Origin of the sequence: Bombella saccharophila, assembly GCF_026385475.1 — a bacterium.
GTDB lineage: Bacteria > Pseudomonadota > Alphaproteobacteria > Acetobacterales > Acetobacteraceae > Bombella > Bombella saccharophila.
This window is the reverse complement of sequence record NZ_JANIDW010000002.1, coordinates 126555-139991: the sequence shown is the minus strand read 5'-3', so window position 1 is coordinate 139991 and position 13437 is coordinate 126555. Positions and strand designations below refer to the sequence as shown.

Annotated in this window: 15 protein-coding genes; 7 read left to right on the top strand and 8 right to left on the bottom strand. The window is 53.3% G+C overall.

Annotated features, from left to right (window positions below):
• The 3 genes from hisD to gmk are packed head-to-tail and all read right to left on the bottom strand — an operon-like array spanning window position 1 to window position 2657.
• Window positions 1-1293, bottom strand: coding sequence for a histidinol dehydrogenase (gene hisD, locus NQF64_RS04965; RefSeq protein ID WP_266106682.1), 1293 nt, complete (start codon window positions 1291-1293; stop codon window positions 1-3).
• A complete protein-coding gene (hisG, locus tag NQF64_RS04960; RefSeq protein WP_370513398.1) occupies window positions 1293-1988 on the bottom strand; it encodes an ATP phosphoribosyltransferase in 696 nt (231 codons plus the stop codon). Before hisG ends, hisD begins: the two co-directional genes overlap by 1 nt.
• Before the next feature lie 45 nt (window positions 1989-2033).
• Complete coding sequence (gene gmk / locus NQF64_RS04955) at window positions 2034-2657, bottom strand: guanylate kinase (RefSeq protein WP_266106681.1); 624 nt, start codon at window positions 2655-2657, stop codon at window positions 2034-2036.
• A 231-nt stretch (window positions 2658-2888) separates the two neighbouring features.
• On the opposite strand from gmk, the gene pqqA reads away from it, so the two are divergent.
• From pqqA to NQF64_RS04925, 6 genes are all read left to right on the top strand, one after another.
• Window positions 2889-2969 carry a pyrroloquinoline quinone precursor peptide PqqA gene (pqqA, locus tag NQF64_RS04950; RefSeq protein WP_099026553.1) on the top strand — a complete coding sequence of 27 codons (81 nt, stop codon included), beginning with the start codon at window positions 2889-2891 and terminating at the stop codon, window positions 2967-2969.
• Between the two features lie 145 nt (window positions 2970-3114).
• Entirely contained in the window at window positions 3115-4032 is a 918-nt protein-coding gene (gene pqqB / locus NQF64_RS04945) for a pyrroloquinoline quinone biosynthesis protein PqqB (protein ID WP_266106680.1), read from the top strand.
• The gene (gene pqqC / locus NQF64_RS04940) at window positions 4029-4760 is read left to right on the top strand and encodes a pyrroloquinoline-quinone synthase PqqC (protein ID WP_155572562.1); all 732 of its coding nucleotides are present in this window, start codon (window positions 4029-4031) and stop codon (window positions 4758-4760) included. The genes pqqB and pqqC overlap by 4 nt, the downstream gene beginning before the upstream one ends.
• Before the next feature lie 53 nt (window positions 4761-4813).
• Complete coding sequence (pqqD, locus tag NQF64_RS04935; protein ID WP_407651812.1) at window positions 4814-5083, top strand: pyrroloquinoline quinone biosynthesis peptide chaperone PqqD; 270 nt, start codon at window positions 4814-4816, stop codon at window positions 5081-5083.
• 23 nt (window positions 5084-5106) lie between these two features.
• The gene (pqqE, locus tag NQF64_RS04930; RefSeq protein ID WP_266106823.1) at window positions 5107-6192 is read left to right on the top strand and encodes a pyrroloquinoline quinone biosynthesis protein PqqE; all 1086 of its coding nucleotides are present in this window, start codon (window positions 5107-5109) and stop codon (window positions 6190-6192) included.
• 61 nt (window positions 6193-6253) lie between these two features.
• Entirely contained in the window at window positions 6254-7060 is an 807-nt protein-coding gene (locus tag NQF64_RS04925) for a polyprenol monophosphomannose synthase (RefSeq protein ID WP_266106679.1), read from the top strand.
• A 13-nt stretch (window positions 7061-7073) separates the two neighbouring features.
• Here NQF64_RS04925 and rfbD read toward each other — a convergent pair whose 3' ends face one another.
• From rfbD to rfbB, 4 genes are read right to left on the bottom strand one after another with little or no spacing between them, the layout of a single operon-like run.
• The gene (rfbD, locus tag NQF64_RS04920; protein ID WP_266106678.1) at window positions 7074-7964 is read right to left on the bottom strand and encodes a dTDP-4-dehydrorhamnose reductase; all 891 of its coding nucleotides are present in this window, start codon (window positions 7962-7964) and stop codon (window positions 7074-7076) included.
• Between the two features lie 20 nt (window positions 7965-7984).
• Window positions 7985-8545 (bottom strand): dTDP-4-dehydrorhamnose 3,5-epimerase, encoded by a 561-nt coding sequence (rfbC, locus tag NQF64_RS04915; RefSeq protein WP_099026559.1) that lies wholly within the window; start codon window positions 8543-8545, stop codon window positions 7985-7987.
• A gap of 35 nt (window positions 8546-8580) precedes the next feature.
• Complete coding sequence (rfbA, locus tag NQF64_RS04910; protein WP_266106677.1) at window positions 8581-9504, bottom strand: glucose-1-phosphate thymidylyltransferase RfbA; 924 nt, start codon at window positions 9502-9504, stop codon at window positions 8581-8583.
• Entirely contained in the window at window positions 9501-10556 is a 1056-nt protein-coding gene (gene rfbB / locus NQF64_RS04905; protein WP_266106676.1) for a dTDP-glucose 4,6-dehydratase, read from the bottom strand. The genes rfbA and rfbB overlap by 4 nt, the downstream gene beginning before the upstream one ends.
• 315 nt (window positions 10557-10871) lie before the next feature.
• Between rfbB and galE the strand changes: the two genes are divergently transcribed.
• A complete protein-coding gene (gene galE / locus NQF64_RS04900; RefSeq protein ID WP_266106675.1) occupies window positions 10872-11858 on the top strand; it encodes a UDP-glucose 4-epimerase GalE in 987 nt (328 codons plus the stop codon).
• On the opposite strand, the gene NQF64_RS04895 is transcribed toward galE, so the two are convergent.
• On the bottom strand, window positions 11855-13315 hold the full coding sequence (locus NQF64_RS04895; protein ID WP_266106674.1) for a hypothetical protein: 1461 nt from the start codon (window positions 13313-13315) through the stop codon (window positions 11855-11857). The genes galE and NQF64_RS04895 overlap by 4 nt on opposite strands.
• Window positions 13316-13437 lie beyond the last annotated feature (122 nt).

Below are 13437 nucleotides of genomic sequence, written 5' to 3'. Positions count from 1 at the left end.
TCAGCCCTTCTTTAAACGCTCAGAGAGGCTGAGGGCGTGGGCATCTAACCCTTCCTCCCGTGCCAAAATCACCCCAGCAGGGCCGACCTGTCTCAACCCTTCCATATCTGTCTCGATAGAGGTTGTCCGTTTAAGGAAGTCATAAACCGAAAGGCCAGAGGCAAAACGGGCTGTGCGGCTTGTCGGCAGAACATGATTCGGCCCACCAACATAATCCCCTACGGCCTCTGGGCAGAACCGCCCCATAAAGATAGCCCCTGCATGGCGGACCTTCTGGCTAAAGGCCCGTGGTTCATCCAACAGCACCTCCAAATGCTCTGGGGCGAACTCATTCACCACATCAGCAGCCTCATCTTCGCTATGAACAATCACCACAGCCCCGCAATCTGCCCAACTTTTCCGCGCAATATCTGCACGGGGAAGGGTCTTTAACTCCGCCTCAACCGCAGCGATGACCTTATCAGCAAAAGCTTCATCCTGCGTAATCAGCACTGATTGTGCCTGCTCATCATGTTCAGCTTGGGCGAGGAGGTCAATCGCGACAAGGCGCGGGTCATTCTTCCCATCCGCGACCACCACAACCTCGGATGGCCCGGCAATGCTATCAATCCCCACATAGCCAAAAACTTGCCGCTTCGCCTCTGCTACAAACGCATTACCCGGCCCTACGATACGGTCCACCGGGGCGATGCTCTGCGTGCCATAGGCCAAAGCCCCTACCGCTTGCGCCCCGCCAACACGGTAAATCTCCGTCACACCACAAAGGCGCGCGGCCTCCATCACGAGCGGATTCAGCACGCCATCTGGCGTTGGCACGCACATCGCCAACCGCTTCACCCCCGCAACATGCGCTGGTAGAGCATTCATCAACACAGAGGAGGGATAAGCCGCCTTCCCACCGGGGACATAAAGCCCTGCCGCATCGAGCGGTGTCCAGCGCATCCCCAAACGCAAGCCTGCCTCATCCGTATAATCAAGGTCTTTAGGGAGCTGCGCTTCATGAAAGGCCCGAATCCGCTTTGCTGCAAAGGCCAGAGCCTCCTTTGTCTCCGGCGCAACACGCGCAGCGGTTTCGGCAATCTCTGCCTCACTAATGCGTAGCTGCCCTGCCTCCAATGTGAGGCGGTCAAACCGCGCTGTATAAGCACAAAGGGCCTCATCACCCCGCTTTTGCACATCTGCCAGAATCGCACGCACAGGCTCTGCGACAGAGCCGCTTTGCTCTCCCCGGCGAGCCAGAACCGCCTTTAAATGCGCCTTAAACTCTGGCGATGCGGTATCAAGACGCTTCATCAAGCACACTCCCCTTGCTGCATAGATTGCGCCACAGCCGCCCGGAAACGCTCAATCAACAGCCCGACTTCCTCCGGTCGCGTCTTTAAGGCGATGCGATTTACAATCAACCGGCTTGTAATATGCGCAATCGTCTCAACCTCCTCCAACCCATTAGCCCGCAAGGTCGAGCCGGTATCGACAAGGTCCACAATCACATCGGCCATATCAAGGGCTGGGGCAAGCTCCATCGCCCCATGGAGATGCACAATCTCCGCATTCACCGCGCGCGAGGCAAAATGACGCCGCGCAATGGCCGGATATTTTGTGGCCACACGCAAGCGGGACCGCCCCTCTGGCGGCTCATCCTCCCCACTCCCTTTAGGCCGCGCAACAGCGATACGACACCCGCCTATCCCAAGGTCTAGCGGGGCATAAAGGTCGGGGTAGTCAAACTCCATCAGCACATCAGCCCCGCAGACGCCAATATCCGCCCCGCCATAAGCCACAAAGGTAGCAACATCAAAAGACCGCACCCGCACGACATCCAAATCCGGGCTAGAGGTCGGAAAACGCAAACGGCGACTGCTCTCATCAAGGCAATCTTGTGCTGGTTCAAAGCCTGTATGATGCAACACAGGGCGCAAAGCTTTAAGAATCCGCCCCTTCGGAAGGGCCAGAATAAGCGGCGTTTTTACCTGCGTTTCACTCATCATTTACGCTCCTGCTCACATAACCCCCCCAGCTTAGCAAAGCCCTGCCTACCCCGCTACAGGCCAGAGAGCCTCTAGGTCCTTCCTACGCGCACGGGCCAGCCGACTCGCCACAAGGACAGACCGTGCCTCCGCAACCGCTTTATCCAAATCATCATTGACCAACACATAATCAAACTCTGGCCAATGAGACATCTCGCCCATAGCGGCCTTCATGCGGGAGGCAATTTCCGCATCGCCATCGGTCTTACGCCCCCGTAAACGGGCTTCTAATTCCTCCAAAGAGGGCGGTAGAACAAACAATCCCACTACATCATCTGCCATGGCCTGACGCATCAGACGATGGCCTTGCCAATCAATATCCAAAATCACATCCCGCCCAGCGGCAAGAGCAGCTTCTAACGGGGCACGGGGGGTGCCATAGCCACGGCCAAACACTTCTGCCCATTCCAGCAACTCCCCCGCTTCGGCCATGCGGCGGAAGGTTGGCATATCACGGAAGTAATAATGCACCCCTTCTTCCTCACCGGGGCGAGGTGCGCGCGTTGTGACAGAAATAGAGGTAAAGATAGTCGGATCGGCCTCACGCAGGGCTTGCGCTATGGTGGATTTTCCCGCCCCTGAAGGCGCAGAAATAACCAAACACACACCCCGCCGTGATGGCTTTGCCATAACATCCCCTCGCTTGATATTTTATAATCTGCCTCATGTGCCAGAAAAAAAGCCCCATGACCAGCAACCCCTTTATCAGGCTAAACACGATAGTTTTACGTTACGCTGCGGTTTCTACTGGCCTTTTTGGTTAAGTTTGCTTTATCCTCCCAATGGGGAGCCTCCCTAAAGAAGGGACACGCTCACCCTTGTGCAGCCTTGCACAAGTCACGCTACATAAGGAGTACCATCATGGCATGGAACACACCGAAAGTAACCGAAATCCCCTTGGGCGGCGAAATCAACTCTTATGTCTGCGGCGAGACGAAATAACCTCTCCGCAGCCATGCGTTTAGGGTGGTAGGCCCCTTTTTACAGCCTGCCACCCTATCCATGCGCCTCCCCAAAGCTGCGTAGTCATACACGCTCAAAACGGTATCGGCGCATCAGCCAGACACAACCATAAGAGGCCATCTTCATGCTTGATGTCATTATTTTAGGGGCCGGTGCGGGGGGAGGCTTCCCACAATGGAACTCCGCCGCAAAAGGCTGCCTCCTCGCCAGAGAAGGCAAAAAGGCCAAGGCCCGCACGCAAGCCTCCCTCGCCGTAAGTGGGGATGGGCAGCATTGGTTCCTCCTCAATGCCTCACCAGACCTCCGCCAGCAGATTCTCGCTACCCCAGCTTTGCATCAAACAGGGGCAACGCGTGGTACACCCATCCAAGGGGTCATCCTTGCTGGGGCGGAAATTGATGCCATTACCGGGCTATTTACCCTCCGCGAGCGTGAACCTTTCACCCTTATGGGCAGCCCTTCCACTCTCGCTCAACTCGACCGCAACCCCATTTTTGAAGCCCTAGATCGCAGCATCATCCCCCGCCTCCCCCTCACCGAGGGTGCGCCTGTGCCGCTCTTGCTGAAAGATGGTTCTCCTTCTGGTTTGATGCTGGAAGTCTTTACCGTGCCGGGCAAAGCCCCGCTTTATGTGGAGCATGAAGGCACAAAACCCGATGATACGCTTGGCCTTGCCCTCTCTGATGGGCAGAAAACGATGCTTTTCATCCCCGGCTGTGCGGAAATCACCCCCGCCCTTAAAGAGCGTGTCAGCCATGCAGACCTTCTCTTTTTTGATGGCACACTCTGGCATGATGATGAGATGATTCGCGCCGGGCTAAGCCCCAAAAGCGGGCATCGCATGGGCCATGTCTCTGTAAATGAAGCCGATGGCCCCCTCGCGCAATTTGCCCATTGCACGAAGCCGCAGAAGGTCTTCATCCATATCAATAACTCCAACCCCATCTTACTAGATGATAGCCCCCAACATCACACTGCTAAACAAGCTGGCTGGATTGTGGGAGAAGATGGGATGCGCTTTCAATTAAAGGCCGAATCATGAGCACTCTCCTCACACCAGATGAACTTGAAGCCCGCCTCCGTGCCATCGGGGCAGAACGCTATCACCGCCAACATCCGCTCCATAAAGCGATGTATGAAGGCAAGCTGACCAAAGGGCAGCTCCAAGCCTGGGCCTTAAACCGCTATTATTACCAAGCGCAGATTCCCAAAAAAGACGCAACCCTCCTCGCTCGCCTCCCCACGACTGAACTCCGCCGAGAATGGCGACGCCGTATTGAAGACCATGACGGCACCGCCTCCAGCCCCGGCGGGATTGCACGCTGGCTGAAGCTAACGAGCGGATTAGGGCTGGATGATGCTTATGTAGAAAGCCTTGAGGGCCTCCTACCAGCAACTCTCTTTGCGGTAGATGCTTATGTAGCCTTTGTGCGCGACCGCTCCATACTCGCTGCCATTGCCTCCTCCTTAACGGAGCTTTTCTCCCCCACCATCATTGGAGAGCGTATGGAGGGGATGCTCCGTAATTATTCTTATATCTCGGAGGAGACTTTGGCCTATTTCAAGCCGCGTCTCACCCAAGCCCCGCAGGATTCCACCTTCGCGCTTAATTACGTCAAAACCCATGCCCGCACGCCAGAGCAACAGCAAGAAGTCCTCCACGCATTAGAGTTTAAATGCGCTATCCTCTGGCAACTTCTGGATGCGCTGGACCACGCTTATGTAGAAGGCAACATCCCCCCCGGTGCCTTTGTGCCAGACATCCCCTAACATCCCCAACCGCCTGAAAGACCCCTATGCCTAACCCCGCATCTCCCCCCATCGTGACTGAAGACTCGTGCCCCGGTTTCAGCCGTGGGTATCGCCTCCAACATGATAAAGTGCGGGAGCAATGGGTCATTCAGGCCCCAGAGCGGGCCTTCCTTGCCGATGCAATCGCTGTGGCCATCCTCCAAGAGCTTGATGGCCATACCTCCATCAGCACCATCATCGACCGCCTCGCCGAACGCTATCAAGCCCCACGCGCGCAGATTGCAGCCGATGTTCTCGCCCTTTTATCCGACCTAACTGAAAAGCGGATTCTCCGCCTGTGAGTACACCTCGCCCCCCTGCCCCGATGAGCTTACTGGCAGAGCTGACCCATCGCTGCCCGCTCTCCTGCCCTTATTGCTCCAACCCCCTCGAGCTTGAACGCAAAGCGCAAGAGCTTGAGACGCAAGACTGGCTCCGCGTTTTAGAAGAAGCCGCCGCTATGGGGGTGTTGCAGGTCCATTTTTCTGGCGGGGAGCCTATGGCCCGCCCAGACCTTTATACGCTCATCGCCCATGCGCATAAGCTTAATCTCTATACCAACCTCATTACCTCTGGCGTCCTCATCACCGCTCAAAGCATGAAGCAGCTTGATGAAAGCGGGCTAGACCATGTCCAACTCTCCTTCCAAGACACCGACCATGCAGAGGCCGACCGGCTCAGTGACTTCCCCCAAGTCCAACCCCGTAAACTGGAAGCCGCCCAACTTATCAGGGCGGCGGGGATTCCCCTTACGCTGAACTTCGTCCTCCAAAAAGCTAATATTTCCCGTATTCCTGCCATGTTTGCCCTTGCCCGCCAGCTTGATGCCCAACGGGTGGAGATGGCTCATACGCAATATTACGGTTGGGCTCTCAAAAACCGCGCCGCCTTGCTCCCCTCCCGCGCACAGCTAGAGGAAGCCGCACGTTATGTCGCGCAGGAGGAGGCCAAAGGCGGCTTAGCCATTGACTACGTCACACCCGATTATTATGCCGACCGCCCCAAACCCTGCATGGGCGGTTGGGGGCAACGCTTCCTCAATATTTCACCCTCTGGCCATGTCCTACCCTGCCATGCAGCAGAGACCATCCCCGCCCTCCAATTTGACTCCGTGCGGGAGCGGTCCCTTAGCGATATTTGGTATCACTCCCGCGCTTTTACCCTCTTTCGTGGCACAGCATGGATGCCAGAGCCCTGCGCCTCTTGCGCACGCAAAGAGATTGACTGGGGCGGCTGCCGCTGCCAAGCCCTCGCCCTGCTCGGCGATGCCACACAAACCGACCCTGTTTGCACCCTCTCCCCCCACCGCCATCTCATTGATGACGCCATTGCCGAAGCTGAAAAAACCGACACGCAACACTTTATGTACCGCCGCATGGGGGCTACATCTTTGCAGAAAACACGCCTCTAACCTTGCACTCCCCAGATAGACTCCCTAAGAGGGGGGCATCTCCCCCTTTATGGACCCCAGCATGAACGCCCCAGATATCAGCATTATCATCCCTTGCTATAATGAGGTCGAGAATGTCGCTCCTCTGGTAGAGGCTCTTGAGGGCGTTCTAACAGATGTGGCGTGGGAAGTTGTTTTTGTTGATGATAACTCCCCCGATGGCACAATGAAGGCCGTTCGCAAGCTGGCAGAAACGAAACCTTATGTGCGTGGCATCCTGCGCATTGGGCGGCGCGGGCTGTCCTCCGCTGTGATTGAAGGGGCTTTAAGTGCCTCCGCCCCCATCATCGCTGTGATGGATGGTGACCTCCAGCATGATGAAACCTGCTTGCGTGAGATGATCACGGCCCTCCAAACCGACCGTGCCGATATTGCGGTTGCGAGCCGTCATATCAAAGGGGGAAGTAATGAGGGCCTCTCCAACGGGTGGCGGCGTTTCCTCTCCAATGCGGGCATCTGGGCAGCACAATGGCTCCTAAACGTCCCCCTCACCGACCCGATGAGCGGCTTTTTCGCCGTCAAGCGCACGGTCTTTACACAACGTGCCCCTTTCCTCGATGGCCATGGCTTTAAAATCCTGCTAGACCTCATGATTGCGCGGAAAGAGCCGCTCCGCGTTCACGAAGTCCCCATGACATTCCGCAATCGCGCTCATGGGGAGAGCAAACTGGATTCCAGCGTCATGTTCATTTTTGCGCAAAACCTGGCTAAGAATAGCTTCCGCCGCCGCCCCGCCCTCGCTTATGGGGCCATAGGCTTAGCCGGGCTTGGCATAACAGTGGGGCTTAAAGCTCTATGCACCCACTGCCGCCATTCATCATCCTCATAAACCAACCACGCGCTTAGGCAGGCTTATACAACAACGCCTTCACCACGCGCGCCACGCTCTCCTGCCAATGCGGCAAACGCACCCCAAAAACACGCTGAAGCTTGCTATTATCCAGCCGTGAATCCGCAGGACGTGCCGCCGGAGTTGGCCAATCTGCTGTTGTGATAGCCTCCATCCCCGGCATAGGCTGACCATATTGTACCGCTTGCTCTAGCGCATAATGAGCCAGCTCATACCATGTAGCCTCACCAGCCCCACTCGCATGGAAGATACCCGCATAGGCATCCTGCCAACCTGTCTCTTCAATTTTGCGTAGAATCTCTAAAATAACGGCCGCTAAATCATCCGATGATGTTGGATTCCCCCTCTGGTCCCCCACAACGCGCAGATGAGGAGCCTTTGCTCCCGCATTGAGCATCGTTTTTACAAAGTTCTTCCCATGGTCGGAATACACCCATGCCGTCCGCAAAATAATGCTACGCGGTTGGGCCTGCAACACGGCAGCCTCTCCCTCGGCCTTGGTCCGCCCATAAGCCGTTACAGGATGAATCGGATCACTCTCTTTATACGGGGCCCCTTTTGTGCCATCAAACACATAATCCGTTGAAACATGAATCAACGGGATCCCCCGTTTTGCGGCCTCCTCGGCCAAACGCGCAGGCCCTGTATGGTTGCCCTGCTTAGCCGCCTCTTGCTCACTCTCGGCAAGGTCCACCGCCGTCCACGCCGCTGCATTGACGATGAAGGCCGGTTTATGCGCGTCAATTACCTGCGCTAGGCTCTCTGGCTGCTGCAAATCCGCCTCTGGCCGACCCACCGCAACAACACGCTCTCCTCCCAGCTTCTGCAAAGAGGTCGCCAACTGGCCCGTACGACCAATGACAAGAATAGAAGGCTTAGCCATAATCCGCTCCTCCGCTGCCATTATTTGTAGGAAAACCAGCCCTTCGCGGCTTCAAACGCCGGGGCTTGCTCATCCTTTTCGGACAATACAGCCGCCCCACGCTCTACCGGCCATTCAATACCAATCTGCTCACAATCCCACCGAACAGACCGCTCAGAGGCCTTATCGTAAAAGCCGGTGCATTTATATTGCACCTCTGTATTCTCCTCAAGCGTAACAAAACCATGCAAAAACCCAACGGGCAACCAAAGCTGTGCCCAATTCTCAGCGGAAAGCTCCGCCCCGACCCATTGCCCATAAGTCGGCGAGCCTGTGCGTGCATCCACCGCGACATCCCAAATCGCCCCGCGCGTTACACGCACTAATTTACCCTGCCCATAAGGCTCTAATTGACAATGCAACCCCCGCACAACGCCTTTCTGGCGCGAAAGGCTCTGATTATCCTGCACAAAAACCTCAGGAATCCCCGCCTCTGCCATAGCCTTTTGGTTATATGTCTCCGAGAAAAACCCTCGATGATCCCCAAAGCGCGCGGGGGTTACTTTCAAAATACCGGGGAGGGATAATGCCTCAACCTTCATCACATTGCTCCTCATTTACCTTATTCATGCCACCCTTAAAGGGTTGATGGTCCATATTCTGCCGCAACATGCAGCAATGTTTGCCCTAAGGGCGTCTTAGCCATTTTCTGCCCTGTGGCGATCAATCTCTCACGCGGGATGAAACCCATCCGATAAGCCGCCTCTGTTGGCGAGCCTACCAGTAAGCCTTGGCGGGATTGAATCGCCTGCACAAACGTCCCCGCTTGCATCAAACTATCAGGCGTTCCCGCATCCAACCACGCACAACCACGGGCTAGCCGGTCCACCTCTAGCGTCCCTTCTGCTAGATAGATGCGGTTCAGGTCCGTAATTTCCAACTCACCACGGGCACTTGGTTTCACCTGACGTGCAAACTCACAAACCCGCTCATCATAGAAATAAAGCCCCGTCACCGCCCAATGAGATGGCGGATTAATCGGCTTTTCTACAATATCCACCGCACGGCCTGTCTCATCAAAGGAGACAACGCCATACCGCTCTGGGTCCCGTACTTGATAAGAAAACACCGTTGCCCCATGCGGACGGCACGCCGCATCCCGCAACATATGCTCCAACCCATCTGCAAAAATCAGATTATCACCAAGAATCAACGCACAAGGTGAGCCTGCAATCCAATCCTCAGCAATCTGAAATGCCTGTGCGATCCCTTCCGGCTTAGGCTGAATACGATAGGTAAAGCTCACCCCAAATTGCTCACCACTGCCCAATAGACGCTGAAACTGCGCTTGGTCCTCCGGCGTTGTGATGATCATAATCTCCCGTATCCCTGCCAAAATCAGGGTCGTAAGCGGGTAGTAAATCATCGGCTTATCATAAACAGGCAAGAGCTGCTTAGAGGCCGCCAAAGTCATTGGGTATAAGCGCGTCCCAGAACCACCAGAAAGCAAAATCCCTTTTGTAACATGCTGCTTTTTAGGGTCAGCCTGTGTGTGTCTCATTTTTGTACTCCCAGCCGCTGCCCGTCATAACGCTGCTCGCGCAAACGCTGCCACCAGGCTTTATGCTCTAAATACCATTGGATTGTCCGACGCAGCCCGGTCTCAAAATCATGCTCGGCCTTCCACTCCAAACAGGTCTCAGCATGGCTTGGATCAATCTCATAACGGAAATCGTGCCCCGGCCGGTCACTAACAAAAGAAATCAACCGTTCTCGTGGCCCGGCTTGGTCTGGCGCAAGCTCATCCAAAATAGCGCATATTTGCCGCACAACATCGAGATTCTTACGCGGCTGGCGGGCACCAATAGCGTAAGTCTCCCCCGGTCTGCCGCGCTCCACAGCCCGCACCAACGCCGCAGCATGGTCCTCCACAAATAACCAATCCCGAATATTCTCCCCCTTGCCATAAACCGGCAAAGGCCGTCCCTCTAACGCATTAATAATCATCAAGGGGATGAGCTTCTCTGGGAAGTGCCATGGCCCATAATTATTGGTCGTATTGGTCACAAAAGCTGGGAAGCCATAAGTATGATGCCATGCCCGCACTAGATGATCCGATGCCGCCTTGCTGGCCGAATAGGGGCTACGCGGGTCATAGGCTGTCTCCTCCGTAAAGGGAGGGGCCTCAGGCTCCAAATGGCCAAACACTTCATCTGTTGAAATATGAAGGAAACGGAACCCCGCCTTTTTAGTACCCTCTAAACCTAACCAATACTGGCGCGCCGCCTCTAATAAACAATAAGTGCCAACAATATTAGTCTGAATAAAAGCCCCCGGCCCATCAATCGAGCGGTCCACATGGCTCTCTGCCGCCAAATGCATGATCGCATCTGGCTGAAACGCCGCTAAACTACGCCCTACCCCCGCCTGATCATTAATAGAAATACGTGCATGTTCATAACGAGACTCTGACGCAACCTCGGCGATCGTCTCTTCCGAGGCAGCATATGTCATACAATCAATATTCAGCACCTGATGGGATGTCTTACTCAAGAGATGCCGTATCACGGCAGACCCGATGAAACCACACCCTCCTGTCACAACAATCTTCATTATGTCCTTTCCTTGTATCCCATCCTTTAAAACTCACCCCTCCACACGAAAGACCCAGCCGCCTAGTCGCCTCAGCACCGCACTACCCGTCTCTCAAATGAAAGGAGGACATCCACACTAACTTATAGAAGTTAACAGCTTATTGATAAATGCGGCTATAGTCACTAGCCAACGGCCCGCTTTCTAAAAAATAAATAAACGGAGCTAGCCATTCCTTTCTGTTTCCTGTTATCAAATCCATCTCAGCTTGCCATGCAACACATGATGGCCCACATAACACCCACACTTTGCGCATAAGAAGGAACACTCAACCATATGCGGTATCTTGTTACAGGCGGTGCTGGTTTTGTCGGCAGCCATGTGGCGCTCGCTCTTTTAGAGCAAGGCCACCATGTCACCATCTTAGATAATCTCAGCACCGGGCACCGCGCTGCCATTCCTACAGGGGCAGATTTCCACGAGGCAGACCTGCTAGATACCGATAGCCTTAACACCATTCTGGCAAAGGGCCCATGGGATGGCGTGTTACATTTTGCCGCACTTTCTTTGGTCGGGGCTTCTATGGCTGCACCGTACCATTATCTGCGTCAAAATATGTTAACATCCCTCAATCTTATTGAAGCCTGCATCCAATACAAAGTCCCACGCTTTCTATTCTCCTCCACAGCGGCCTTATTCAACAACCAAGGCAACACTCCGCTCTCCGAGACATCTCCTATCAATCCCGGCTCCCCTTATGGGGAAAGCAAATTCCTCATTGAGCGCGCCCTTAGCTGGGCCGAGAGAATACACGGTCTCCGCTATGGCTGCCTACGTTACTTCAACGCTGCCGGGGCAGATGCCAAAGGCCGCCTCGGTGAGGACCATCAGCCCGAAACCCATCTCATCCCCCTCGCCTTAGATGCTGCCTTAGGCCGCCGTCCGCCTCTCAAACTCTTTGGCAATGACTACCCAACACCAGATGGCACCTGCATCCGCGATTACGTCCATGTTAGCGACTTAGCCGAGGCACATATCCTCACTCTCAATCGCCTTGATACTGGCTCGGTGACTTACAACCTCGGTACAGGGCAGGGCTTTAGTAATTTAGACGTCCTCAAAGCAATCGAAACTGTGACGGGAAGAGAGTTACCCTGGGATTGGGCCCCTCGCCGTGAGGGAGACCCCGCCATTTTGGTCACCGACCCCACGCTTATCCGCACAGAACTTGGCTGGCAGCCCCGTTACACCAAAATTGAAGATATCATAGAAACAGCCTTCCGCTGGCGACTGGCCCACCCCAACGGTTATAGAACCCCTTAACGCCCTTGCGGCCCGTACCCTAACAGAATCATATCCCCCTGCCCCGTAAAAACAGGATGATAGCCTGCCTTTTTCAACCAATTATTAAATATATCACTTCTACCGCGATAAAATTTAGGCGCACCATAAACCTGCACAAACGCGAATTTATGCATCATAACTGCCTCCTGTATAAGGAATTTCTGGCCGCCTATCTTCAAAGCTTGTGCTAGATTAAACATATCAACGGAATAAGGAGCATGCGCCCAATAACATAATGTCATATCCGTGCATAATGTATCATTTTTGTATGTTTTCAGCGTATCAATATTTTTTGCCCATATCTGCGCGTTACTTTGAATATTCTTTATATCACGATAGAAAGATACTCCCCTCGCAGGAAAAAGAAACAATAAAGGAAGCGATACAATACAACACATAACAAATACCGTGTTCTCATGCCATGAATCCTCCAATAATTTTGAAAAACATACACCACATAAAATACTTCCTGAAATCAAAACATCAAACATAATATTATAATCGACACCTGCCCCCATCGCTCCCAACAAACCAAACAAAAGAGACGCAAAAAGATATATAATGATCAAAACAATACTATCTTTTCTTTTTACCTCTCTTCTATAGTAGTAGGATAGTCCAATACCAACACTCAGTATACCACCCATTAATAAAACTGCGCCCAACCCATGTACTATCCGCCCCAACCAAACAGTTCGTTTGTGCAAAAATACGTCATAAAAAAACCCCATGCCATATAAATTGTAACATAGATCAAATCCTCCCCCCACTAAAACCAATACTATTCCTGCCCAGAGCAAAGCTTTCTTCTTATCGCAGAGGAAGATCCACACACATAGCGCTAAAGGTAAAGCAACCAAATTATGTTTTACAAAACCAGCCAACACAATGAGCAACGCACTTAACGCAAGCCGCCAACATGCAAAACTAACCCCCTGTGATGAAAATAAAATACTTAACCCACTCAACATTAAAAAATGCGCCAACCATTGCGGGTCATTCATTCCAAAATAACTATAAAAAGCCGTATTAACAGTCATTAAAAACACAGATGCCGACATCCATGCGGATAACCCACTCCGTGTTACAATCTTTACAAAACGCGCAATTAGACATGATGATAGTATTACAGATAGGCAAGAGACTATCCTACCTACAACAATAGCATCCCCTCCTTGTTTCACCACCCAGCCAAATATTATAAAAGACAAGGGAGGATAATTATTAAAAACAAACCCATTTTCAGAAGAATAAAGCCTATGGTCACCTTGCCCCGCCTGCCAACTGGCTAACTGTGCATTCCACCCTTCATTATAATCCAATCCAACATGATGAAACATCACGGCCCCCGTGCGTAAACACGCGAGCAAAAACACCGCACACCACACCCAGCACCATGCCCCTAAAATACGCTTTTTTCTTTCCAATCCAATCATCAGATATCTACCTACTATCCCATATTCCTTGTTTTGCGCTTTATCATATTCCCTCTACATGATATACCCAGCGCCGACTAAATTTGTCGACATGTAACACCCCTATAAAGAATCAGATCATT

Bases quoted from the DNA above. Each gene is read 5' to 3' on its own strand.
- hisG (WP_370513398.1), bottom strand. From the start codon at position 1,988: ATGATGAGTGAAACGCAGGTAAAAACGCCGCTTATTCTGGCCCTTCCG.
- rfbC (WP_099026559.1), bottom strand. From the start codon at position 8,545: ATGAAGGTTGAGGCATTATCCCTCCCCGGTATTTTGAAAGTAACCCCC.
- pqqB (WP_266106680.1), top strand. From the start codon at position 3,115: ATGCTTGATGTCATTATTTTAGGGGCCGGTGCGGGGGGAGGCTTCCCA.
- pqqA (WP_099026553.1), top strand. From the start codon at position 2,889: ATGGCATGGAACACACCGAAAGTAACCGAAATCCCCTTGGGCGGCGAA.
- rfbA (WP_266106677.1), bottom strand. From the start codon at position 9,504: ATGAGACACACACAGGCTGACCCTAAAAAGCAGCATGTTACAAAAGGG.
- NQF64_RS04895 (WP_266106674.1), bottom strand. From the start codon at position 13,315: ATGATTGGATTGGAAAGAAAAAAGCGTATTTTAGGGGCATGGTGCTGG.
- galE (WP_266106675.1), top strand. From the start codon at position 10,872: ATGCGGTATCTTGTTACAGGCGGTGCTGGTTTTGTCGGCAGCCATGTG.
- rfbD (WP_266106678.1), bottom strand. From the start codon at position 7,964: ATGGCTAAGCCTTCTATTCTTGTCATTGGTCGTACGGGCCAGTTGGCG.
- rfbB (WP_266106676.1), bottom strand. From the start codon at position 10,556: ATGAAGATTGTTGTGACAGGAGGGTGTGGTTTCATCGGGTCTGCCGTG.
- pqqE (WP_266106823.1), top strand. From the start codon at position 5,107: ATGAGCTTACTGGCAGAGCTGACCCATCGCTGCCCGCTCTCCTGCCCT.
- pqqC (WP_155572562.1), top strand. From the start codon at position 4,029: ATGAGCACTCTCCTCACACCAGATGAACTTGAAGCCCGCCTCCGTGCC.
- gmk (WP_266106681.1), bottom strand. From the start codon at position 2,657: ATGGCAAAGCCATCACGGCGGGGTGTGTGTTTGGTTATTTCTGCGCCT.
- NQF64_RS04925 (WP_266106679.1), top strand. From the start codon at position 6,254: ATGAACGCCCCAGATATCAGCATTATCATCCCTTGCTATAATGAGGTC.
- hisD (WP_266106682.1), bottom strand. From the start codon at position 1,293: ATGAAGCGTCTTGATACCGCATCGCCAGAGTTTAAGGCGCATTTAAAG.